Source organism: Actinomadura keratinilytica (assembly GCF_039539665.1).
Taxonomy (GTDB): Bacteria; Actinomycetota; Actinomycetes; order Streptosporangiales; family Streptosporangiaceae; genus Spirillospora; species Spirillospora keratinilytica.
This window is the reverse complement of sequence record NZ_BAABDO010000108.1, coordinates 1-22,944: the sequence shown is the minus strand read 5'-3', so window position 1 is coordinate 22,944 and position 22,944 is coordinate 1. Positions and strand designations below refer to the sequence as shown.

The 22,944-nt window shown below is 75.0% G+C and carries 19 protein-coding genes; 13 read left to right on the top strand and 6 right to left on the bottom strand.

All coding sequences use genetic code 11. From position 1 onward, the window contains the following. Positions 1–228 precede the first annotated feature (228 nt). The 6 genes from ABD879_RS25925 (at position 229) to ABD879_RS25900 (ending at position 7,196) form a co-directional block, all read left to right on the top strand. Complete coding sequence (locus tag ABD879_RS25925; protein WP_345024229.1) at positions 229–906, top strand: ATP-binding protein; 678 nt, start codon at positions 229–231, stop codon at positions 904–906. A gap of 130 nt (positions 907–1,036) precedes the next feature. Beyond that, complete coding sequence (locus ABD879_RS25920; protein WP_345024228.1) at positions 1,037–1,438, top strand: STAS domain-containing protein; 402 nt, start codon at positions 1,037–1,039, stop codon at positions 1,436–1,438. A 252-nt stretch (positions 1,439–1,690) separates the two neighbouring features. Beyond that, on the top strand, positions 1,691–2,947 hold the full coding sequence (locus ABD879_RS25915; RefSeq protein WP_345024227.1) for a M16 family metallopeptidase: 1,257 nt from the start codon (positions 1,691–1,693) through the stop codon (positions 2,945–2,947). Beyond that, positions 2,944–4,368 (top strand): M16 family metallopeptidase, encoded by a 1,425-nt coding sequence (locus ABD879_RS25910; RefSeq protein WP_345024226.1) that lies wholly within the window; start codon positions 2,944–2,946, stop codon positions 4,366–4,368. Before ABD879_RS25915 ends, ABD879_RS25910 begins: the two co-directional genes overlap by 4 nt. A 193-nt stretch (positions 4,369–4,561) precedes the next feature. Then, positions 4,562–6,205 (top strand): sporulation protein, encoded by a 1,644-nt coding sequence (locus tag ABD879_RS25905; protein WP_345024225.1) that lies wholly within the window; start codon positions 4,562–4,564, stop codon positions 6,203–6,205. 55 nt (positions 6,206–6,260) lie between these two features. Beyond that, complete coding sequence (locus ABD879_RS25900) at positions 6,261–7,196, top strand: hypothetical protein (protein WP_345024224.1); 936 nt, start codon at positions 6,261–6,263, stop codon at positions 7,194–7,196. 22 nt (positions 7,197–7,218) lie between these two features. Here ABD879_RS25900 and ABD879_RS25895 read toward each other — a convergent pair whose 3' ends face one another. From ABD879_RS25895 to ABD879_RS25885, 3 genes are all read right to left on the bottom strand, one after another. Beyond that, complete coding sequence (locus ABD879_RS25895; RefSeq protein ID WP_345024223.1) at positions 7,219–7,995, bottom strand: hypothetical protein; 777 nt, start codon at positions 7,993–7,995, stop codon at positions 7,219–7,221. A gap of 556 nt (positions 7,996–8,551) precedes the next feature. After that, positions 8,552–9,448, bottom strand: a complete 897-nt coding sequence (locus tag ABD879_RS25890) for a hypothetical protein (RefSeq protein ID WP_345024222.1) — start codon at positions 9,446–9,448, stop codon at positions 8,552–8,554. 122 nt (positions 9,449–9,570) lie between these two features. Further along, a complete protein-coding gene (locus tag ABD879_RS25885; RefSeq protein ID WP_345024221.1) occupies positions 9,571–12,150 on the bottom strand; it encodes a SpoIIE family protein phosphatase in 2,580 nt (859 codons plus the stop codon). Between the two features lie 632 nt (positions 12,151–12,782). Between ABD879_RS25885 and ABD879_RS25880 the strand changes: the two genes are divergently transcribed. The 6 genes from ABD879_RS25880 to ABD879_RS25855 all read left to right on the top strand — a co-directional run bounded on the left by ABD879_RS25880 (position 12,783) and on the right by ABD879_RS25855 (position 18,252). Then, complete coding sequence (locus ABD879_RS25880) at positions 12,783–13,352, top strand: sigma-70 family RNA polymerase sigma factor (protein ID WP_285496358.1); 570 nt, start codon at positions 12,783–12,785, stop codon at positions 13,350–13,352. A gap of 177 nt (positions 13,353–13,529) precedes the next feature. Beyond that, entirely contained in the window at positions 13,530–13,967 is a 438-nt protein-coding gene (locus ABD879_RS25875) for an SSI family serine proteinase inhibitor (RefSeq protein WP_345024220.1), read from the top strand. Positions 13,968–14,161: 194 nt separating this feature from the next. Beyond that, complete coding sequence (locus ABD879_RS25870) at positions 14,162–14,563, top strand: CBS domain-containing protein (RefSeq protein WP_345024219.1); 402 nt, start codon at positions 14,162–14,164, stop codon at positions 14,561–14,563. A gap of 109 nt (positions 14,564–14,672) precedes the next feature. Next, complete coding sequence (locus ABD879_RS25865; RefSeq protein WP_345024218.1) at positions 14,673–15,419, top strand: ANTAR domain-containing protein; 747 nt, start codon at positions 14,673–14,675, stop codon at positions 15,417–15,419. A 134-nt stretch (positions 15,420–15,553) separates the two neighbouring features. After that, positions 15,554–17,560: a SpoIIE family protein phosphatase gene (locus tag ABD879_RS25860; RefSeq protein WP_345024217.1), complete on the top strand. Its 2,007-nt coding sequence runs from the start codon at positions 15,554–15,556 to the stop codon at positions 17,558–17,560. A gap of 77 nt (positions 17,561–17,637) precedes the next feature. Continuing rightward, complete coding sequence (locus tag ABD879_RS25855; RefSeq protein ID WP_345024216.1) at positions 17,638–18,252, top strand: DUF6328 family protein; 615 nt, start codon at positions 17,638–17,640, stop codon at positions 18,250–18,252. Between the two features lie 39 nt (positions 18,253–18,291). On the opposite strand, the gene proS is transcribed toward ABD879_RS25855, so the two are convergent. Further along, on the bottom strand, positions 18,292–19,740 hold the full coding sequence (gene proS / locus ABD879_RS25850) for a proline--tRNA ligase (RefSeq protein ID WP_345024215.1): 1,449 nt from the start codon (positions 19,738–19,740) through the stop codon (positions 18,292–18,294). Positions 19,741–19,922: 182 nt separating this feature from the next. Between proS and ABD879_RS25845 the strand changes: the two genes are divergently transcribed. After that, the gene (locus ABD879_RS25845) at positions 19,923–21,566 is read left to right on the top strand and encodes an ABC-F family ATP-binding cassette domain-containing protein (protein WP_345024214.1); all 1,644 of its coding nucleotides are present in this window, start codon (positions 19,923–19,925) and stop codon (positions 21,564–21,566) included. Positions 21,567–21,618: 52 nt separating this feature from the next. On the opposite strand, the gene ABD879_RS25840 is transcribed toward ABD879_RS25845, so the two are convergent. Together ABD879_RS25840 and ABD879_RS25835 are read right to left on the bottom strand one after the other, a co-directional pair. Beyond that, positions 21,619–22,155 (bottom strand): YceI family protein, encoded by a 537-nt coding sequence (locus ABD879_RS25840; RefSeq protein WP_345024213.1) that lies wholly within the window; start codon positions 22,153–22,155, stop codon positions 21,619–21,621. Between the two features lie 40 nt (positions 22,156–22,195). Then, positions 22,196–22,944, bottom strand: a 749-nt coding sequence (locus tag ABD879_RS25835; protein ID WP_345024212.1) for a VanW family protein, incomplete at its 5' end; no start/stop codon positions are given.

Genomic DNA, 22,944 nt, shown 5'->3' with positions numbered 1-22,944 from the left:
CGGAGCATCTGAACATCACCGACAGCAACCGCAGGTTACGGAGAAAAGCTCATTGGGCCTTGCATTCGCACGCTACGATGCGCAGGATAACGCACGAGACTTCCGAGCCACGGCTGCACAACGAGATCACTCTGCGGGGTCCGGGGAATGACGTCACGCCACGCGCACGACGACACACGTTGGGGTGCCACCCCCCTCGTGGAGTCGCCGGGCATACAGGACGAAGCCGTGCAGTCGACGCCGGTACCGGAGTCCGTGGACCTGCCCCCGTACCTCGACGAAGCCCTCCGGGCGCTGGTGGCGCCCGCTGGACGCGCGGTCTCGTTCACGGTCGTGCCCGAGCCCGAGTCGGTCACCGAGGCGCGGCACTTCGCGATGTGCCGCCTGGACGACTGGGGCCTGCAGATGCTCGGCGAAGACGTAGGGCTCGTGGTCTCGGAACTGGTCACCAACGCGCTGCGGCACAGCGGCGGCGGCACCGCGCACCAGGGCTCCGCCCGGCTCGGCCCCATCCCCCACCGCGGAGCGGCGCCCTTTCGCGAGACGAACGGCTATCGCGACGTCACCGGCTGCCGGGACGTGACGGGCTACCGCACGTCCCCCTACGAGACCCGCTACGGCGCCTCGCACTACGAGGCGCCCCGCCCCTGCAACGGGGCGGGCTACCACCCGATCGACCCCCTGGGCTCCGCCCCCACCGCCATCCGGCTGCGGCTGCTCCACCAGGGGTCCTGGCTGCTGTGCGGAATCATGGACGCCAGCCGCGCGGCCCCCCGCCGCAAGGAGCCGGACTACATCGCCGAGACCGGCCGGGGCCTTCACCTCGTCGAGTCGTTCAGCGAACGATGGGGCTGGCGTGCCCTGCCCGATGGCAAGGTCGTCTGGGCGTTGTTCCGCCGTCCCTAGCCGCACGGGGCCCGGCCGTCTCCCGGCAGCGCCGACCGGCTACCGCCCCGCGGCGGTATGGAGCGAGGGTCCTGGGGATAACCCGCGTACGCGGGGTATAGGGCCCATCTCAGCGAACAGGGAGAAAACGGTGGATTTCGCCGTCGAGCGCCGGGTCGAGAAGGACCTCACCATCGTCAAGATCAGCGGGGAGGTCGACGTCTTCACCAGTCCCCGGCTGCGCGAGACCTTGCTCGACATCATCGACGAGGGCGGCGTGCACCTGGTCATCGACCTGGGCGAGGTCACCTTCCTGGACTCCACCGGCCTCGGCGTGCTGGTGGGCATCTACCACCGGCTGCGCGGCCGGGACGGCACCATGGCGTTCGTGGGCGTCAACGACCGGGTGCGCCGCGTCTTCCACGTCACCCAGCTCACCAAGATCTTCGTGCTGCACCGCGACCTGGAGGAGGCGATCGCGGCCCACGAGTCGGCGATGGCCGCCCAGCGCGCCGGCGGCACCGGCGAGAGCGGCCCGCAGCCCACCGCCTGACGCCCCGGCACCGCACCTCTCCCCTACTAGCGCCACGTCTTTTCCCCTACGGCCACATCCGGCGCTCCTACGGCCACATCCGGCTTCCCAAAAGGCGCGACACAGCCTCCCGCCACCCTCGTCGCTCCCGTCTCCGCGGCCCGTGCGACCCGGTACGGTGAACAACAGATCAAGCCCGCCGCCGTGGCCGGTTCCGCCGACGCGCGCGGGACTGTCGTCGACGACCGACCATCGACCGGACGGGAGCGCTCCGTGGCAGAACAGCCGCTGCATGAGCACACGCTCGGCAATGGCCTGCGCGTGGTGGTCTGCGAGGACCATGTCGTACCGCTGGCCGCCGTGAACATCTGGTACGGGGTGGGCTCGCGGCACGAACGGGCCGGGCGCACCGGCCTGGCGCACCTCTTCGAGCATCTGATGTTCCAGGGCTCGGCCAACGTCGCCGAGGGCGAGCACGCCGCCCTCCTGGAGAGCGCCGGGGCCACCTTCAACGCCAGCACGTCGTTCGAGCGCACCAACTACTACGAGACGGTCCCGGTCAGCCACCTGGAACTGGCGCTGTGGCTGGAGGCCGACCGCATGGGGACGCTGCCCGCCGCGCTGACCCAGGCCAATCTCGACAACCAGCGCGACGTGGTGAAGAACGAGCGCCGCCAGCGCTACGACAACCAGCCCTACGGCACCGCGTTCGAGCGCCTGTGCGCGCTGACGTTCCCCGACGGCCACCCGTACGCGCACACTCCCATCGGGTCCATGGAGGACCTGGACGCCACCACGCTCGAAGACTGCGCCGAGTTCTTCGCCACCTGGTACGCCCCCGGCAACGCGGTGCTGTCCATCGTCGGCGACGTCGACCCCGACGAGGCCCTGGCGGCGGTGGAGCGCTACTTCGGCGGCCTGCCCGCCGGGCCGCAGACGCCGCCCGCCCGTCCGGGCGACCTGGGCCCGCTGACCGAGATCAAGGCCGAGGCGGTGGCCGAGGAGGTGCCCTCCCCCGCCTACTTCGCCATGTTCACGCTGCCGTCCGACGGCGGCGCCGACGTCGAGGCCGCCGAGCTCGCCGTGGACATCCTCGGCGGCGGCTCCGGATCGCGCCTGTACGACCGGATGGTGCGGCGCGACCAGATCGCCACGGAGGTGTGGGCCGGGGTGACGCGGCTGGCCTCGGGCCCATCCCTGGCGCTGGTGGAGGCGATCGGCCCGGACACCGACCGGATCGCCGAGGTGCTGGACGAGGAGCTGGCCCGGTTCGCCGAGCAGGGCCCGGACGCCGACGAGACCGCCCGCGCCACCGCGCAGGCCGAGCGCGGCTTCCTTGAGCAGACCGAGACGGTGACGGGGCTGGCCAACGCGCTGTCGCAGAACGCCACCCAGTTCGGCGACCCGGGACGGGTGTTCACCGCGCCCGAGCGCGCCGCGGCCGTCACCGCCGAGGAGATCACCGCGATGGCGCGGCGCTGGCTGGCGCCCGGCGCCCGGACCGTCCTGACGTACGGAGGTGCCTCTTGACCGAGTCCGCCGCGAACACCGCCGGGGCCGCGGGCGCTGCCGGGGCCGCGGGCACGGGCCCGGCCCTGCAGCCGCGCCCCGTCCCCGGGCCGGTCCCGGCGTGGGCGTTCCCGGCCGGTACGGAAGGACGCGTGCCGGACGGCCCCGCGACGCTGCACTGCGACCTGCCGGGACGGCGCCTGGCCGCCGTGCGCCTGGTCCTGCAGGCGGGCGCGGGCAGGGAGGAGGAAGGTTCCGAGGGCGTCGCCACCCTGACGGCGCGCGCGCTGCTGGAGGGCACCGAGCCCGGGGGCGGCACCGCGCTGGCCGCCGCGTTCGAGCGGCTGGGCGCCAGCCTGTTCGCCTCCGCCGACCTGACCGCGCTGCGCATCGCCCTGGACGTGCCGGTGACGCGGCTCGCCCCGGCCCTGGAACTGCTGTCGTCGGTGGTGCGCGGCCCCGCGCTGGCCGACGCGGACGTCAAGCGGCTCGCGCGCGAGCGGCTGGAGGAGATCGCGCAGGAGGACGCCGACCCGGGCAGCCGGGCCATGCGCGAACTGCGCGCGGTGATGTTCCCCGCCGAGGCGCGGGCGTCCCGGCCGACCGGCGGCACCCCCGCCACGGTCGAGGCGATCGAGGGCGCGCACGTGCGGGCCTTCTACGGCGCTGTGGCGCCCGCCGAGGCGACGGCCGTCGTCGCCGGGGACCTGTCCGGGGTCGACGCCGACGCGGCGCTCACGGCCGCTCTGGAGGGCTGGCAGCCGTCCGGCGGGCCGCTGCCCGCCGCCGACACGATCATGCCGACGGCCGGTCCGCGGATCGTCATCGTCGACCGCCCCGGCTCGGTGCAGACGTACCTGAGCATCGGGCACCCCGTCCCGTCCCGCTCGCATGCCGACTGGCCGCTGCTGACGGTGGCCGGGCACGTGCTCGGCGGCGGCCTGACGTCGCGGCTGAACGCGGTGCTCCGCGAGGAGAAGGGCTACACCTACGGGGTGCGCGCGGGGCTGCTGCGGCTGCGCTACTGCGGGCTGTTCATCGCCCAGGGGGCCGTGCACACGGAGGTGACGGCGGACGCGGTGAAGGACGCGCTCACCGAACTGCGCGGCATCGTGTCCCGCGGGGTCAGCAAGGAGGAGTGCGGCGCGTCCGTGCGCGCGCTCGCCGACCGCGCCCCCGCCGAGTACGAGACCTCCCGCGCGGTGGCCGCCGAGCTGGCCGACGCCTGCGCCGGCGGCCTGGGCGCCGGCTACCCGCGGCGCTACCTGGACGCGGTGCGCGCCGCCACCCCGGACGAGGTGACCCGCGCCTACGCCGAGCACGTCGCTCCCGAGGCGCTGACCATCATCGCCGTGGGCGACGCCGCCCAGATCCGCGGCCCGCTGGAGGACCTCGGATACGCGCCGGTGACCGTCACCGCCAAGGAGCGCGCCGAGGGCTGACGCCGGCGGGCGAATCGGGGCTTCCGTCCCCGTTGTTCCGCTCGTCGGCGCGAACCAATGGCATCGTGGGATTCGTCGAAGTGTTGCGGACAGACGCACCGCAGTCGCGAGAGGGGATCGGCCAGTGTCCTATGGGCAGATGCCAGGCGGGTACGGGGCCGGCGGCCCCTCAGGCGGGCCCCTGGGCGGCCCCATGGGCGCTCCTTCGGGCGGCCCCGCGGTGGAGACGATCCTGAACGAGCCGCACTGCCGCCCCGGCGGTGCCGTCGCCGGGAAGGTGTACCTGCGCGGCGGCGCCATGCCGGTGGACATCCGGCACGTCACCATGGCGCTGATGCCGCGCATGGACAACCCCTACGGCGAGCCGACCGCCGGGCCGGAGGTCTACCGGGGGGCGCTGACGCGCTCGTTCCGGCTGGAGCCCGGCCGGCAGCGAGAGCTGTCGTTCTCCATCCCGCTGCCGTACGAGCTGCCGTTCACCACCGTGCTGGGACGGGAGCTGCCCGGCTTCACCATCGGCCTATGCACCGAGGTGGACGCGGTCGGCCAGCCCGACCCGGGTGACATCGACCCGATCTCGGTGGAGCCGCTGGAGTCGCAGCAGTGGGTCCTGGCGTCCGTCTCCCGCCTCGGCTTCAAGATCGGCAACGTCGCGTTCGAGCAGGCCAAGCTGCCCGGCGTTCCGCAGCAGCTGCCGTTCTACCAGCAGATCCGGCTCCTTCCGCCGCCCGCCTACCAGGGGCGGCTCGGCGAGGTCGGGCTGAGCTTCGTGGCGAGCCCGCGCCAGCTGGCGGTGGTGCTGGACGCCGACCCGCGGTCGGGGCCGCACGGGGCGGAGGACGAGCGGTTCGGCCGCTTCCAGTTCCCGCACGGCGAGGTCGCCGAGATCGACTGGACGGCGAAGATCGGCCAGTGGCTCGAGGCCGCCGCGGCCCGGGGCCCGGCGCGGTCCGCCGCCCCCTCGCCCTACGGCCCGCCGCCCTCCCCTCAGAACCAGCACGGTGTGCTGCCCCCGCCGGGCCCCTCCGCCCCCGGTGCGCACAACGCCCCGCCCGGCCACGCGGCCCCGGGCGGCCATGGCGCCGGTGCGGCGGCCGCCGCCTACAACGCTCCGGGCGCTCCGGGGGCGCCGTACGGGCCGGGCCAGTCCTTCCCGCCTCCGGCGCCCGCCCCCGGCTCGTCGCCCATGCCCGGGCAGGCACCGCCTCACGGCACTCCACCGCACGGCACACCGTCCCACGGCACCCCTCCTCACAGCACACCGTCGCACGGGACGCCGCCTCCGGGCACTCCGCCCTACGGCACCCCGCCCCAGGGCACCCCGCCGTACGGCACGCCCCAGGGTCCGGGCCCGTCCTACAACACGCCTCCGCCCGCGCACTCGCCCGCTCCTCCCCCGGCCCCCGGCCCCGCGCCGGCGCACGGCGGGTACCCGAGCGGCCCCAACCCGTACCCGCCCGCGGCCCACCCCGGGCAGGCGCCGGGCCACTACCCGCCGCCACCGCAGAGCCCGCCGCCCGCCCACCACGGCAAGCACCATCCGCACAAGCACCATCCGCACTGGGGCGCCGTCGCCGCCGGCGGGGTGGCCGCCGCGGGCGTCGCGGGCGGGATGGCCGCGGCGGGTGTCGGGTTCGACGCGATGGGCAACGCGGTCGGCGGCGCCGCCGCGTTCGCCCACGACGCCGCCGCGCAGGCCGCCGCGAACTACGTCGGCAACGCCGCCGCCGACGTCGCGCGCGCCGCCGCCGGAGAGGTCGCCAACGAGGTGGCCGGGGAGGTCGCCGGAGGCATCGGCGAGGCCCTGGGCGAGCTGCTCGGCGGCCTGTTCGGCTGACCTCGCCGCGTCCGCTGGTTAGTGTCGGGAGCGCCCGCCCGTCCCGAGGAGCCCGATGACCACGCTGATCCTGGTGCTGCTCTGCCTCGCGATCGCCGGACGCGAGCTCTACCTGGCCTCCGACAAGAGACTTCCGCGCGCGCAGGCCGAGCTGCGCCGGCTGGACGATCAGGTCGTGCGGCTGGCCGAGGGCCTGGACGCGGTGCGCGCGCAGCTGGCCGCCTTCCCGCCGGACGCGCCGCCGAACGCACCCCCGGAGGCGCCGGCCGCCCCGTCCGCCCCGCGGGTGGCCGCCGAGCCCGACGCCGGCACCGTGCACGAGATGTTCGACCGGCTCGGCGCCATCGAAGACCGGCTGGACCGCCTCGACCAGGAGATCGCCGCGCTGTCCGGGCAGCTGGCCGGGCTGGAGCTCGACCGGGACGCCCAGCGCGCCCTGGCCCGCTCGCTGGACGCCGTCGAGGAGGTCACCGGGGAGCTGCGGCGCGAGATGCTCGACCGGCTCGCCCGCGAGGAGGGCGTCGTCACCGGGCTGCTGCTCAGCGAGCGGGGCGAGGCCGAGGCGCTGCTGGCCGAGGCGTACGAGCGCGCCGCGGCCGAGTTCGGGCTGCGGGTGCGCGTACGGGACCGGCGCGACGCCGAGGCGGCGAACGGCGGCTACCGGGGCACCGCCTTCCAGCTGTCCGGACGGCGCCCCGACGCGCTGGCCGAAGAACTGCTGACCTACGCCCGGGGCCTGTACGACCCGCAGGACCCGTCGGCGCTCGGCGCACTGCTCACCGAGCTGGCGCACCTGCGCGGCGGCGGCGTCGCGCGCCTCGGCGCGTTCACCGCGGTCCGCACGCCCACCGGGCTGATCTGCGGCCTGCTGCCCGACGGCGACGGGGAGGGCGCGCCGCCCGCCGACGAGCCGTGGGACCTGGCGGCGCGCCTGCGCGACCTGCCCGACGAGCGGCGCTGCGACCTCAGCTGGCTGTGCGCCGACGAGTGAGCGCCCCCGGGCGGCCGGCGGGCTAGGGGCGCAGGAACCTCGGCGCGCCCGTCCCGGCCCGGTCGACGCTGAACGCCAGCAGGCAGCGGGGCGTGCGGGCGGCGTCCACGCGCAGGCACACGCCGAGGGCGAGGTTCGGGTCGACGACCACCACCCGCCGCAGCGCCCGCAGCGCGCGGCGGGCCCGCGCCCGGCTGTCGGGACGCGCCGGATCGTTCAGCGCGGCCGCCACGACCCGTCCCGCGTACCGCCACAGCGCCGCCGAGTCCAGGATCCGCGTGCCCGCCGCGGTGAGGTCGCCGACGATGACCACTCCGGTGTCGTCGTCCTCGCCGGGCGGGGAGGTGGCCAGCGCGCCCTCGCGGGGCCTGCCGGGCCGGGCGCCGGGCGCCAGCGGCCCGCCGACGGCGCGGTGGTAGCGCAGCGGGTCGAGGGTGTCGATGACGAACGCCCCCGCGTACGGCCAGGACGCCCGCGTGCGGGGCTGGGGCCGCGCGGCGTCGGGGCGCCGGGTCCGGTGCGCGCTGAGGTCGAGGACCATGCCGGCGTCGTCCAGCCACACCGGTACGCCGAGCCGCACGCCGCCGCCCCGGTCGAGGACGTCGGTGACCTCCCACAGCAGGTCGGCGCCGCGGTTGAGCCGCGCCGCCAGGCCCAGCCCGGGGAACGCCCCTTCGAGCACCGCGAGCATCGCCTGCCATGCGCCGCTGCCGACGAACTCGTTCATGAAGTCCTCGGCCAGCGCCGCCCGCCGCTCGGGGTCGGCCATGACGTCATCGGCCACAACGTCGTCGGCCACAACGTCGTCGGCCACAACGTCGTCGGCCACAACGTCGGAAGCCGCGCCGTCGGAAGCCGCGCCGTCGGAAGCCGCGGTGTCGGGGGCCGCGGCGTCGTTCGCCTTCCGGGGCGGGTCCGCCGACAACGCCGTGGGCGGGGCCGCTGCCGCCTCCATCACCGGGCGGACGGGCTCGGGCGTCGCGCCGGGTATCTCCGTGAGCGGCGGTCGGGGGGCAGGGGGCGGCGCCGGTGGCGCCTCGGCGGGAGACAGCTGTTCCGTTGAAGGCGGCGGTGCCACCGGGGACGGTTCCGGTGGGGGCGGGGACGCCGGGGCGGTGTCCGTGGGGACGTGGACCCAGTCGGCGGGCGGCGGCTCAGGACGGGCGGAACTGCGCCCCGCCACGCGGACGTCGCCGGGGTGGGGCACGGGGGGAGGGGACGCAGGAGGGGTGTCGGGCTCCTCGGGGCCCTCGGGCTCGGGTTCGGAACGGGGACGGTCACGCGGTCCGAATCTCACGTTCCCGATCCTGCGGTGCGGAGGTGATCCACGGCAAGGCGGCGGACGGATGTTGCGATCAAGACCACCCGGCCGGACGGGGCGCCGAGCCGAACAGGGCGGCGCACAGGTGCTCCAGGCGGTCGGGGCCGTCGTCGGCGGCGAGCACGGTGAGCACGGGCTCCTCTCCGTCGCCGGTGTCGACGGTGTCCGGGCGCAGCCGCACGGCCACCTCGCGGCGCAGCGCCTCCCGCTCGCCGTGCGCGGCGGCCACGTCCTGCAGGCCGACGGAGACGATCTGCGGGAGTCGCACGACGAGGGGCCGGGCGCCCGCGGGCAGCTCGGCGAGCCACAGGTCGAGCAGGCGGCGGGCGAGGCCGTTGAGCAGCCGCCCCCACGGGCCGACCAGGGCCGGGGGGACGTTCTCGGTCTGCAGCTCGGGCAGGCCGAAGCGGGCCAGGCCCCTGGTGGTGAACCAGAAGCCGTGCCGTCCGGCGGTGTGCGGGAGCAGCATCCAGTCGACCAGGCGGATGCGGCCGTCCGGGCCCGGAAGGGAGCGTTCCAGGCGGTCGGCGGCGAGCATCTGCGGGGTGAAGACGTCGACGACGGGCCCGCCGACCGCCCCGGCCACGGCGCGGGCGGCCCACTCGTGGGCGGGCGGCCAGCCCGGCCGGTAGGCGGCGTGCACGACCAGCAGGTGGGACGCGGCGGCGAGGGCGGCCAGGTCGGCGCGGGTGGCGCCGTAGGCGGCCAGCAGCCGGGCGGGCGGCGGCGGGACGTCCTCGGCGGGACGCAGGTCGAGCGTCAGCATCGGGCTGTCGACCATGCCCAGCACCAGGTCGCGCAGCGGCGGCGCGACGTGCCGGGCGACCCGTTCGCGCACCAGCCCGCGCGGGTCCGCGGCCGGTGCCGTCAGCCCGGCGACGTACGTGGCGCGCAGGGTCTCCGGAACCGGCAGCGTCAGCAGCTCGCCCACCTGGCCCCCAGTCCGCTGGGCCCGCCCGCGGCGGGCCGTCGACGCGACCCTACGATCGCACCACCTACCGACACTCCTCAGGATCTGTCGCAAAAGCGACAATCTCCTGTCGCGACGGCCGGTCAGAGTGGATGCTCGAACCAGACGATCTTGCCGAGGTCGCCGCGCCGGGTGCCCCACCGCTGCGCCAGATGGGCGACCAGCTGCAGGCCGCGTCCGGACTCGGCGGTGGGGTCGGTGCGGCACAGCCGGGGCAGCTCGCGCCCGTCGTCGCTGACCTCGCACAGCAGCGAGTCGCACTTGATCAGCCGCATCCCCACCGCGCCCGCGCCGTGCACCAGGGCGTTGGTGACCAGCTCGCTGACGAGCAGCTGCACCGTGTCGGCGGCGTCCGCCAGGCCCCACTCGGCCAGCCGGGACGCCGCCAGCGCACGGGCCCGGCCGACCATGCTGGGCTCGGGGTCCAGCGTCCAGGACGCCACGTGCTCGGCGGGGATGCCGTCCAGGCCCACCGCGACCAGGGCCACGTCGTCGGCCGGGGCGGGGCCGTCGAGCATGCCGAGCGCGGCGTCGCAGGTGGCGTCCAGGGTGCGCGGGGAGCCGGCCAGCCGCCCGCACAGCTCCGCCAGGCCCCGTTCGATGTCGCGGTCGCGGCGCTCCAGCAGGCCGTCGGTGCACAGGACCAGGCGGGCCCCGTCGGGGACGCCGACCTCGACGGTCTCGAACGGCCCGCAGCCCACCCCGATCGGTAGTCCGGGCGGCAGCCGCAGCACCGTGCCGCCGCCGTCCGGGGACACCAGCACCGGCGGCAGGTGGCCGGCGTTGGCGAGCTGGCAGCGCCGCGCCACCGGGTCGTACACCGCGTACAGGCAGGTGGCCAGGCAGTCGTCGCCGAGCCGGCGGGCCAGCCCGTCCAGCTCGCGCAGCAGCCCGTCGGGCCGCAGGTCCTGCCCGGCCAGGGTGCGCACGGCGGTGCGCAGCTGCCCCATGACCGCCGCGGACGTCACGCCGTGGCCCATCACGTCGCCGATCACGATGCCCAGGCGGCAGCCGGGCAGCGGGATCGCGTCGAACCAGTCGCCGCCGACCTGGGCGGCCTGCCCGGCGGGCAGGTAGCGGAAGCACACCCGCGCCCCGGCGGTGCGCGGCGGATCGGCGGGCAGCATGGCCCGCTGCAGCTCGCGGACCTGGCGCACCTCGCGCCGGTAGAGCCGGCCGTTGTCGACGCACAGCGCCGCGCCGCGCGCCAGCTCGTCGATCAGGGCGAGGTCGAGCCGCTCGAAGTCGGGCCGGTCGGGGCGGCGCAGCAGCGTGCAGGTGCCCAGCACCTGGCCGCGGGCGATCAGCGGGACGACCAGCAGCGCCCGCCCCGCCAGCAGCGGGCCGAGGTCGCGGGCGGCGAACGCGGCGCAGATCCGTTCGGCCTGGCGGCGGGTGACCCGCCGGATGTGCACGGGGCGCCCGGTGCGCATCACCTCGACGAACGGGGTGCCGCGCGGGTGCCGCAGCGCCTGCCCCTGCGGGACGGTGTCGATCCAGCGTTCGGCGTCGTCGTGCACGACGGCCACCCGGCGCATGAGGGTGTGCTCGTCGACGCGGCCGGGCGGCTCGTCGTCGGAGGCGACCCGCTCCAGCAGCTCCACGGCGGCGAAGTCGGCCAGCCGGGGCACCAGAACCTCGGCCAGCGCGCGGCAGGCCTGCAGATGGTCCAGAGAGCTGCCGATGTGCTCGCCCGCCTCGCCCAGGAACGCCAGCCGGTCCCACACGGCCATCGCCTCTTCTCCCTGCCGGGGTCGCGCTATCGGGACGGGCACCCGCGTCCGGCCGGGTGGCTGCGGTTCGGCCGCCCCCGGCACGGCGGTGTGCGGCCGGAACTGCAGGTCGCCGGGCACGCTCGCCCGGTACGGCACGATCGGCAGCCGCACGGTGACGGACAGGTTGACGGCCGGATGGCCCATCGCCAGCACCCGCGCGGCGATGCGCTCGGCCGCGGCGGCGTCCGACGGCCGCAGCAGCGTGGCCAGCCGCCGCCCCAGGCCCGCGGGGTCCTCGCCGCCGGTCGGCACGAGGGACGGTTCCACCCACACCAGGCGCACCCCGGACATCGGCCGCGGCAGCTCCTCGTCATTCGCCGCCGCGGACGTGTCGCCCACGCTCACACCGGGGCCCTCCTCGCGCAGCCGCCGCATGTCGGCGGCCATCGCCACCAGCCGCACGCCCTCCGGCGAGTCGGTGCGGAGGGGGTAGACCCACCAGGCGATCTCGGCGATCTCGCCGTCGTCGACGCGCGGCACCTGGAATGTGCCGCACCACACGTGGGCGAACGCCCCGGGCTCGAACACCCCGCGGTGCTCGCGCGGAAGGCGCAGCAGACAGGTGAGGGGGCGGCCGACGGCCCGCCTTCGGTCGACGCCGAACAGCTCCGCGGCGACGCGGCTCCAGTGCGTGACGCGGCCGTGCACGTCGAGGGCGACGAGCGCCAGCCGCGCCACGCCCAGCAGGTGCCGGTCGAGCAGGGGCGGAGCGCCCGGCCGCGGCGCGTCGAGCGGCCGCGCGGTCATGGACGGCGTATCGGACAGCGGCGTATCGGACAGCGGCGTATCGGACAGCGGCGTGTTGGACGGCGGCGTGTTGGGGCGCGGGGCGGGCGGCTCGCCGCCGTGTGCGCCGGACGCCCCGAGCTGATCCCGAGCGATGACCACGCGGACCCCTCTCTGGAAGGCGGTGGGCGCCACCGCTTCCGACAACCCGCGGTACAGAGGACGCTACCTTCTGTGAGGGGCGCGCGCTCGCAGACCGCGGAACTCGGCGGGATCCGCGTCCGGGACGCCTGTGCACCGGCACGCCGTCCATCCGGGAGGCAACCGACTGGCGGGGATTGACGCGCCCCTATACCCTGGATTAAGGACGAGTTCGTACGAAGACCGCAAAATGTGACCGACGCCACGCAACCGATCTGCTAGCGTTTGGCGTCTTATTTACCGGGAACGCCATCAACGGAGTGGCAGCGTCGATCGAGCGCGACCCGCGACGTCCCGATGACGGGGTCGCCCTGGCACCGCACCGATCCGCGCACCCCCTCGGCCCACCCGCCATGCGCGGCCGAGGCCCGGCCCGGCCGGCCCGGCCTCACCGGAGAACGTCTCCGGGAGCCGAACCGCCGCGGCGCGCGGCGACGAGCGCCGCGTCGGGCACCGGCGCCGAACCGGCCGGAACGGTGAAACGTAACTTCTGACAGGGCGGTCAGCCGCCCGACCGCGCGCACCGACCGCGCGCGAGCAACCGGCCCATCCGGGTCACGACCTTTCGGGGAGCGACTTTGCCGACTGCGACCATGCCTGCCAAGCACAGCCCCGCGGACGCGGCGCGTTACGAACGCGACGTGCTGCCGCTGGTCGACCCCCTGTACGCCAGCGCCGTGCGCATGACGCGCAACAGCGCCGACGCCGAGGACCTCGTGCAGGAGACCCTCGCCAAGGCGTACGTGAACTTCCACCAGTTCCAGGAGGGCACCAACCTCAAGGCGTGGCTGCACCGCATCCTCACCAACAACTTCATCAACAACTACCGCAAGCGGCAGCGCGAGCCGCAGCGCGCCGGCTCCGAGGAGCTGGAGGAGTGGCAGATCTCCCAGGCCGCCACGCACTCGGCCGGGTTCCGCTCCGCCGAGTCCGAGGCGCTGGAGCGCATCCCGGACGGCGAGATCGTCGAGGCCCTGCGGGCGCTGCCCAAGGAGTTCCGTGACGCGGTCTACCTGGCCGACGTCGAAGGCTACGCCTACAAGGAGATCGCCGAGATGATGGGCACGCCCATCGGCACCGTGATGTCCCGGCTGCACCGGGGCCGCAAGCAGCTGCGCGAGGCCCTGGCAGGCCACCGCCGCGCCCACACGCTCGCGGCATGAGCGGCGCCCCGCCGCCGGGCGGCGCGCCCCGCGACTCCGCACGATCCCGTGGTCACCCGGTGGCCACGGGATCGCCCGTTTGAGGGGCACCCTCCCGGGCGCCGTGTAGTCGCCTGACTACAGTTGGTCATGTCCGCTTGTGGACACGCGACCTACTCGATGACACCGGGAGATCCAATGCCGCATCTCGTCGCCACCGCACTCGCCGGCGCCGCCCTGGCCGTGCTGCCCGCCCTGCCGGCCCACGCCGCGCCGACGGCCGCCCCTACGACCGGCAACACGACCGACGCGACGGCCGCCCCGCGCGGCGTCCGCGGCCAGCTGCGCCTGACCCTGACCTACCCGGGGCAGAGCACCTCCGGCACCCGCACCGTCACCCTGCGCTGCGATCCGCACGGCGGCAGCCACCCGCGCGCCGCCACGGCCTGCGCCGAGCTCAACCGCCGCAGCGGCAGGCTTGACCGCGGGCCCGATGACGCCATCTGCACCATGAACTACTCGCCCGTCGTCGCCTCGGCCAAGGGCACCTGGGGCGGGCGGCCGGTCGACTTCCGCAAGGAGTACCCCAACGACTGCGTGCTGCGGTCGCAGACCGGCTCGGTCTTCGCCTTCTGAGCACCGTTTCCCGAGCACCGGCCTGCTCCGGGGCCGCGCCCGGCAGGGCTGGTCGGCGCGTGGCGCGGCGCGTCCGAGACAACCGGACCGCCGCGCCGCGCATACAGCCGCACCTCTCGGGTAATGCGCCGGGGCAGGCCACCCCCTACGCCGGGTTAGGAGCGCCCCCGTTGTCGCGAAGAGTGAGCGACGTCATGACCCGCCGCCCCCGGGTGCTGCCCCTGGAGGCGCCCCTCCACGAGGCGGCGCGGATCATGCGTGACGAGGGCATCGGCGACGTTCTGGTCACCCTGGGCGGCCGGCTGTGCGGGCTGGTCACCGACCGCGACATCGTGATCCGCGGGGTCGCCGAGCGGCGGGACGCCGCGCACACCACGCTGGGCGAGGTGTGCAGCGCCGCCTTGGTGACGGTCGGCCCCGACGACGACCTGGGCACCGCGGCGCGGCTGATGCGCGACCAGGCGGTCCGGCGCCTGCCGGTGGTGGACGCCGAGCGGCGCCCGGTCGGCATCGTGTCGATCGGCGACCTGGCCAGGGTCGACGGCCTGGGGCCCGGCGTGCTGGCCGGCATCTGCCAGGCGCCGCCGAACGTCTGAAACGCCGCGCAGTCGTGCCCGTGTCCCCTCGGTGACCATCGCGGGCCACCGGGCGACCGGGCCCTGTGCGGGGTGTGAATCGGCCGTTCGACCGGATACCGTCGGGGTTGTGCCGCCCGCCGAGCCCGTGCTCACCGACCGGCTCGCCTTCGAGATCGCCCGGCTGGGCGTCGTCGGCGAGTCGTCCGACGTGGGCACCCTGCACCGGGTGACCGAACTGGCGTGCCGCACGGTGCCGGGGTGCGCGGGGGCGTCCGGCGTCCGCTGGAGCATCCCCCGGTCCCCGGGCGACCGGCCCGAGCCGCTGGCGTCCGCCGCCAGCCACCCCGATCTGGCCGAGATCGTCGACCGGCAGCTCGCCCGCGGCCACGGCCCCATGCACGAGGTCGTGAGCACCCGCCGCCCCGCCATGTCCGACGAGGTGCTGGCCGAGACGCGGTGGCCGGAGGCCACGGCGGACATGCTGCGCCGCGGCATCCGCTGCTTCACCACCACGCCGCACGTCAAGGAGCCCGTACTGGTCACCCTCAGCCTGTACGGGGTGCGGCCGCGCGCCCTGTCCTCGGGCGGCCCCGGCGGGCAGGGGCAGCACGCGCTGGCCGCGCTGCTGGTGGCCCAGGGCAGCGCCGCCCTGTCCAACAGCCTGCAATACGAACAGGTGCACCGCACCGCCGTGCAACTCCAGGAGGCGGTCGAGTCCCGGGCGGTCGTCGACCAGGCCAAGGGCATCCTCATGCACGCGCTGGGCTGCGACGCCGACCAGGCGTTCGCCGAGCTGCGCCGCATCTCCCAGACCCGGCACGTCAAATTGACCGCCCTGGCCCAGCGGATCGTGGGTGACCAGGGGCTTCGGTAGATCGTCCAGTGGGCCGCGGACCCGTGGGGAGCATAGGCTGCTTCGCACGGAGGCCGTAACAGGACAGGCCCGCCGCCCGGAAGCCGGGCACCGGCCCGTTCCCGTCACGCCGCCTCGCGAGAGCAGGAGTGCCCATGCCCGACCAGCTCGAACCGGAGAGTCTGACGCGCGAGATCGGCGACCTTGAGACGCGGATCGCCGAGCTCCGCCAGGCCGCCGGCATGCGCGAGGCCGACCCCCGGGCCACCCTCGACGCCGCCCTGGTGGAGCTGGATCTGGCCCTGACCGCCCTGCACACCCTGAACACCGACCGAGGCGCGGCGGCCGGCCGCGCCTCGGCCGCCGCCGAGAACGAGCGGAGGGTGCTGCGGACGGTGTTCCAGGACGCGCCCGTCCCGCTGTTCCTGCTGGACCGCGGCGCGGGCGTGCGCCGCGTCAACCGGCAGGCGGCGGCGCTGCTGGGCACCTCCCCCGGCTATGTGTCGGGCAAGCGGTTCACCGCCTTCTGCGATCTGCCGACCCGGGCCGCGCTGCGCTCCCGGCTGGCCGCGGTGGTGCGCACCGGGCGGCGGTGCCGCGCGCGGGTGCGGTTCCTGGGCGGCGCCGGCCCGGTGGACGCGGTGGTGACGCTCGTCAGGGTGTGGATCCGCGGCGAACCGGACCCGATGGTGGTCGCGGCCGCCGCACCGGCCGACGGCGCGGCGGCGGAGCAGGAGCACGAGCCGGAGCGGCCCGCCCGGCGGCGCGTCCCCGGCGCGGCCGCCCCGTCCATACCCCGACCGGCCATGCCGCAATCGGCCGCGGTACCCGGCGACGACGGGGCCGTGGCGACGATCGTGCACCGGATGGACGTGCTGGCGAGCGCCAGCGAGCTGCTGCTCCAGGAGCCGGTCTTCAACGAGACGGTCGCGGTGCGGCGGTGCGCCCGGCTGCTGGCCGCCGAGCTGGCCGACTGGGTGATCGTCGATCTGGTGCCCGACACGCCCGGCCAGCCCGGCGCGGCCGCGGCCGAGGCCGCCCGCGCCGCGGAGGGGCCCGAGCTGCGCCGCCAGGTCGTGCTGGGGCCGCCGGACGAGGCGTCCGCCGAGGCCGCCCGCCTGATCGAGGAGCTGGCGCCCGCCGCCGACACCCTGCCCGGCACCGTCCACGCCGGCCGCAACAGCGCCCTGCACCCGCACGTGGAGGAGCTGGACCTGCTGGGGACGTGCGAGGACGGCCAGCCGGTGTGCGTCAAGATCGGCGCCGGTTCGGTGCTGTGCGTGCCGGTGGAGGACGGCGAACGCTGCCTGGGCGCGATCACCCTGGCGGTCAGCGGCGAGCACGGCCCGTTCGACCTGCTCGACCTGTCGGTGGCGCAGCGGCTGGGCCGCTACGTGGCGCTGGTGATCCGCGCGGCCCGGCTGTACCGGCGCCGCGCGCAGGTCGCCGACTCGCTGCAGGCCAGCCTGCTGCCCAGGCGGCTGCCCTCGGTCCCGGGGCTGGCGCTGGTCGGGCGCTACATCGGCGCCACCGACGGCGTCGAGGTCGGCGGCGACTTCTACGACGTGTTCCCCACCCCGGACGGCTGGGGGCTGGTCCTCGGGGACGTGTGCGGCAAGGGCGAGGACGCCGCGGCGGTGACCGCGACCGCGCGGCACGGCGTCCGGCTGCTGTCGCGCCGCAAGGCCGGTCCCGCCGAGGTGCTGTCCGAGGTCAACGAGGTGCTGCTGGACGAGGACCGGTTCGTCACCGCCGTGCTGGCCACGCTGGTGCAGGGCAGCGAGCGGGTCACGGCGTCGCTGGGCTCGGCGGGGCATCCGCCCGCGATCGTGGTCCGGGCCGACGGGGTGATCCGCACGGCCTCGGGCGGGGGCGTGCCGCTCGGGCTGTTCGACGACTTCGACGCCGGGTGCGACACCGTCGCCCTCGGCCCGGGCGACACCCTGTACCTGTACTCCGACGGGGTGCTGGAGGCGTGCGACATCAGGCGGCGGCAGTTCGGGATCGACCGGCTGATGGACGTGCTGGCCGCGAACGCCGCCGCCCCGCTGGAGGACATGCTCGGCGCCGTGGAGAGCGAGCTGCTGGACTTCTGCGACGGCGACCTGCGCGACGACGTGTCCATGCTGGCCGTCCGCGTGCTGCCGCCCGGTCTCAACTGACCCCCGGGTACCCCCATATGACTACATGAACCAAGATGTATCGCTTGAGTGTCCGATGACCGGGTAATTGGGCGTTCATGGAACGCACCTCCTTCGCACCGCCCGCCGAGCGGCCCCGCAACGAGACCGAGCACGAGCGTCTCGACCGGCAGCTGATGGAGCTGCTGCAGGGCTACCGCGTCGCGGTCACCGGCGTGCAGGTGCTGTTCGCGTTCCTGCTCACCGTGCCGTTCGCGGTCGGCTTCGGCGAGGTGGACGCGACCGGCCGCGTCCTGTACTACGTGGCGCTGTTCGGGGCCGCGCTGGCGTCGATCTGCTTCATCGCCCCGGTCACCCAGCACCGGATCCTGTTCCGCCTGGGCCAGAAGCCGCTGCTGATCCGGCGCGCCAACCGGTTCGGGATCTGCGGGGCGCTCGCCCTGGCGCTGTCGATCACGGCCGCCACCACGCTGATCGTGGAGACGCTGCTGCCGGACGCGGCGGCGGCCGCCACGGCGGCGGCCGTCGCCGCGCTGTGCGGGTGGGCGTGGTTCGTCCAGCCGCTGCTGTCGCGCCGCGCCGCGCCTGCCGCCCATGCCGCCCGCGGCGCCGGCGAGGATCGCGCGGATCCCGGCGAAGGGCCCGACGGCGAGGTCACGGGCGGCTCCGGCGCCGTCCCGCGCGAGACGGCGCCGGACCGCGACGACCGGTGAGCCCGCCGCGGCCGGCCCGGTGCGCGATCAGATGCGCGATCAGTACGACTTGCCGAACAGGATGCGCTTGCCGTACGCCGACGGGCGCCCGCACTTGACGCACACGCCGTGCTCCTCGGGCGCCTGCTCGGGGATGACCCGGGGGGTGGCGGCGGTGTCGGCCTTGATGTCGTCCTCGCACTCGCCGCGGCCGCAGTGGAACGCGTTGGCCCAGCCGCCGGCGACCTGGGCTGTGAAGTCGTCCCAGGAGTCGACGACGGCGGTGTGCTCGTCGCGGAACGCCTCGGCGCGGGCCAGCAGGAACGCCTGGAAGTCGGCGAGCACACCGGGCAGCAGCTCGGGCACCTTCTCCAGCGGGATCTGCTCCTTGCCCTGGCCCTCGACGGTCGGCAGCCGCCGCACGACGGTGGCGACGCCGTTCTCCAGGTCGCGCATGCCGAGCTCGATGCGGACCGGGACGCCGCGCATCTCCCACTCGTTGAACTTGTACCCGGGGGTGAGCTGGGGGCGGTTGTCGTCCACGTGGACGCGGATGCCCATCGCCTTGATCGCCGCGCCCAGGCGGCGGGCCTCGGCGGCGGTGCGCTCGCCCTGCTCCTTGCGCCCGATCGGGACGACCACCACCTGGTAGGGCGCCAGCCGGGGCGGCAGCACCAGGCCCTTGTCGTCGCCGTGCGTCATGATCACGCCGCCGAGCATGCGGGTGCTCATGCCCCAGGACGTGGTGTGGGCCAGCTTGAGCTGCCCCTCCTCGTCCTGGTACTGGATCTCGAACGCCTTGGCGAAGTTGGTGCCGAGGTAGTGGGACGTGCCGGCCTGCAGGGCCCGGCCGTCGCGCATCATGCCCTCGATGGTGTAGGTGCGCACGGCGCCCGCGAAGCGCTCGCCGGGGGTCTTCTCCCCCGCCACCACCGGCATGGCGGCCAGCTCGCGGGCCACGCCGGCGTAGGTGTCCAGGGCCCACTTGGTCTCGCGCATCGCGTCTTCCTCGTCGACGTGCGCGGTGTGCCCCTCCTGCCACAGGAACTCGGTGGTGCGCAGGAACATCCGGGGCCGCATCTCCCAGCGGACCACGTTGGCCCACTGGTTGAGCAGCAGCGGCAGGTCGCGGTGCGACTCGATCCACTTGGCCATGTACTCGCCGATGACCGTCTCGGAGGTGGGCCGCACCACCAGCGGCTCCTCCAGGTCCTTGCCGCCCGCGTGCGTCACCACGGCCAGCTCGGGCGAGAAGCCCTCGACGTGCTCGGCCTCCCGCTTGAGGTAGGACTCGGGGATGAACAGCGGGAAGACGGCGTTGTCGTGCCCGGCGTCCTTGATGCGCCGGTCCAGGTCCGCCTGGAGCAGCTCCCAGACCCGGTACCCGTACGGTCGGATGACCATCGTCCCCCGCACCGGACCACGGTCGACGAGCTGGGCCTTGATGACCAGCTCGTTGTACCAGGCGGAGAAATCTTCGCTCTGCGGCGTCACACCTTCACGACTCACGCTGACGAGGGTACTAACAGACGCCGCCCGCCCAGCACACATTCCCTCTCCTGGTCAAGCCTCCCTCCCCCGCCCCCGCCGCAGCGGTGCCCACGGCGCGGGGAAAACCTGTTGCATCGGAGCAGGACGGGTTCGAACACTCGGGACGGGTCCATGGGTCGGCTGTCGAGGGGGACATTGCCGTGGGGCACGTCGAGGTTGGGCATGTCGGCTACACGCTGCCGGACGGGCGGGTCCTGCTGGACGATGTGTCGTTCCGCGTGGGCGACGGGGTGGTCGCCGCGCTGGTCGGGCCGAACGGGGCGGGCAAGACCACGCTGCTGCGGCTGATCGCCGGGGATCTCACGCCGCAGCGGGGGACGATCTCGCGCAGCGGCGGCATCGGCGTGATGCGCCAGTTCATCGGCAACATCCGGGACGAGACGTCGGTGCACGACCTGCTGCTGTCGACGGCGCCGACGGCCCTGCGGGACGCCGCGGCCCGGCTGGAGGCCGCCGAGCTGGCCATGATGGAGCGCGACGACGAGCCCACCCAGATGCGGTACGCCGAGGCGCTGGCGGGGTGGGGCGACGCGGGCGGCTACGAGATCGAGGTGCTGTGGGACGCCTGCTGCATGGCGGCGCTGGGCGTCCCGTACGAGTCGTGCCGGTGGCGGGAGGTGCGGACGCTGTCGGGCGGCGAGCAGAAGCGCCTGGTGCTGGAGGCGCTGCTGCGCGGCCCGGACGAGGTCCTGCTGCTGGACGAGCCCGACAACTACCTGGACGTCCCCGGCAAGCAGTGGCTTGAGGCGCGGCTGCGCGAGACCCCCAAGACGGTGCTGCTGGTGTCGCACGACCGGGAGCTGCTCCACCGGGCCGCCGACCGCATCGTCACCGTCGAGGCCGCCAAGGTGTGGATCCACGGCGGCGGTTTCGCCACGTACGCGCAGGCGCGCCGGGACCGCAACGAACGCCTGGAGGAGCTGCGGCGCCGCTGGGACGAGGAGCACGCCAAGCTCAAGGAGCTGGTCAACACGCTCAAGCAGAAGGCCTCCTACAACTCCGACATGGCGCCCCGCTACCAGGCGGCGCGCACGCGGCTGCGCAGGTTCGAGGAGGCCGGGCCGCCGGAGCTCCCGCCGCGCGACCAGAACATCAGGATGCGGCTGCGCGGCGGCCGCACCGGCAAGCGGGCGGTGGTCTGCGAGGGCCTGGAGCTGACCGGGCTGATGCGGCCGTTCGACGCCGAGATCTGGTACGGCGAGCGGGTCGCGGTGCTGGGGTCGAACGGGTCGGGCAAGTCGCACTTCCTGCGGCTGCTGGCGGCCGTGGCCGAGGAGCTGCCGCGCGGCGCCACGCCGGTGGAGCCCGTCGCGCACCGCGGGGTGGCGCGGCTTGGGGCGCGCGTCGTGCCGGGGCTGTTCGCGCAGACGCACGCGCGGCCCGACCTGGCGGGCCGGACGCCGCACGAGATCCTGAGTACCGAGAACGCGCTGCTGCGCAACGACGCGATGGCGGCGCTGGCGCGCTACGAGCTGCAGGTGTGCGCCGAGCAGCCGTTCGAGACGCTGTCGGGCGGGCAGCAGGCGCGGCTGCAGATCCTGCTGCTGGAGCTGGGCGGGGCGACGCTGCTGCTGCTCGACGAGCCGACCGACAACCTCGACCTGGCCAGCGCGGAGGCGTTGCAGGAGGGGCTGGAGTCGTTCGAGGGGACGGTGGTGTCGGTCACGCACGACCGGTGGTTCGCCGGCTCGTTCGACCGGTTCCTGGTGTTCGGGGCGGACGGCTCGGTGTACGAGGCGCCCGAGCCGGTGTGGGACGAGAAGCGGGTGTCGCGGGCGCGCTGAGCGCGGGTCTGCGGGTCGCCGGTCAGGGGGCCGCGGGTGAGAGGGGCACCGGTCAGAGGGTGAGGTCGAAGGAGACCCGCACCTCGTCGGCCAGTTTGAGGGCGCCGAAGAACGCCGAGTAGGGCTTGATGCCCCAGCGGGTCTGCTTGACGGTCGTCTCGCCGGTGAGCCGGTCGCCGTCCGCGGCGGCCGTGACGGTCAGCGGCTCGGTGCGGCCGGCGACCGTCAGCTCGCCCTCGACGGTGAACCGCTCGGGCGCGCCGCCGACCCGGGTGGACCGGAAGGTGATCTGGGGATGCTCGGCGGCCCGCAGGACCTCCCGCATGTTGGCGGCGATCTGCTCGCGGTCGGCGTCCGACAGGGGCAGCACCCCGCCGGTGCCCTCGCGCACCCGCAGGCCGGCCACGTCCACGGCGACCTCGACCGACGAGTCGCCGGGGCCGCCGCCCACGACGGCGGTGCCGCGCCAGCGGGTCGCCTCGATCGTCAGGTCGTGCCCGGCGCGGCGGCCCAGCCCGCTGCGGCTCGTCCTGATCAGCAGCCGCCCGTCGTCGGGCCCGAACTCGTGCGTTCCCTCGCGCAGTGCCATGGCTCCTCCCCCGATACGTCTCACGTTACGCCGCGGGTCGTCAGCGGTCGGCGCCGATCCGGGGGCCGACGCAGCGGACCCGGGCCCGCGGCTCGTAGGTGGTGTGGAAGCGTTCGCGGCGCACCGTGCGGCCGTGGCGCGCCAGTACCCGCCACACGTCGACCTGGAACCCGCGGGCGCCGCGCGTGGGCATGCACGAGGACCCCGCCCCGGTGACCGAGCCGTAGGGGGTGAACGCGTAGCGGGGCGAGGTCTTGGAGCGGACGTCGTAGCGGCGCACGCCCCACAGGCTCACGGTGAGGGAGCCGCCGGTGTACGAGGCGCGGACGGTCACCGGGTGGCGGGTGTCGTTCGTCCAGGTGAAGTCCAGGTCGGGGTAGGAGACGGCGGCCTCGCGCCCGATCGGGTACTCCGGCATCCACAGGCTGTGGGAACGGGTGCGGAGGATGCGCAGGCCCGCCTCGAACACCGCGTTGAACAGCGTCGAGGAGACCTGGCAGATGCCGCCGCCCACGTCGTCGGCGACCATCCGGCTGCCCCTGATCGACGGCGCCGGGACGAAGCCGCGCGCGCGGGTGCGCGGCCCGATCACCCTGTTGAACGAGAACGTCCGGCCCGGCCGCACCACGGTGCCGTCCAGGATGCGGGCGGCGAGCTGGATGTTGCGCACCCGCGGCTCCCCCGGTGTGAACCGCGTGGTGTAGGAGCTGATCATCCCCGGTGCGCCGGTCGGCGGCGGGGCCGGCGCCCGGGCGCGGGCCGGGCCGGGCGCGGGCGCGCCGCCCACCC

What these genes read in the sequence shown, in the direction of transcription:
- ABD879_RS25905 (WP_345024225.1), top strand. Translation starts at nt 4,562, where the DNA reads ATGGGCGCTCCTTCGGGCGGCCCCGCGGTGGAGACGATCCTGAACGAG.
- ABD879_RS25900 (WP_345024224.1), top strand. Translation starts at nt 6,261, where the DNA reads ATGACCACGCTGATCCTGGTGCTGCTCTGCCTCGCGATCGCCGGACGC.
- ABD879_RS25880 (WP_285496358.1), top strand. Translation starts at nt 12,783, where the DNA reads ATGCCTGCCAAGCACAGCCCCGCGGACGCGGCGCGTTACGAACGCGAC.
- ABD879_RS25875 (WP_345024220.1), top strand. Translation starts at nt 13,530, where the DNA reads ATGCCGCATCTCGTCGCCACCGCACTCGCCGGCGCCGCCCTGGCCGTG.
- ABD879_RS25870 (WP_345024219.1), top strand. Translation starts at nt 14,162, where the DNA reads ATGACCCGCCGCCCCCGGGTGCTGCCCCTGGAGGCGCCCCTCCACGAG.
- ABD879_RS25860 (WP_345024217.1), top strand. Translation starts at nt 15,554, where the DNA reads ATGCCCGACCAGCTCGAACCGGAGAGTCTGACGCGCGAGATCGGCGAC.
- ABD879_RS25855 (WP_345024216.1), top strand. Translation starts at nt 17,638, where the DNA reads ATGGAACGCACCTCCTTCGCACCGCCCGCCGAGCGGCCCCGCAACGAG.
- ABD879_RS25840 (WP_345024213.1), bottom strand. Translation starts at nt 22,155, where the DNA reads ATGGCACTGCGCGAGGGAACGCACGAGTTCGGGCCCGACGACGGGCGG.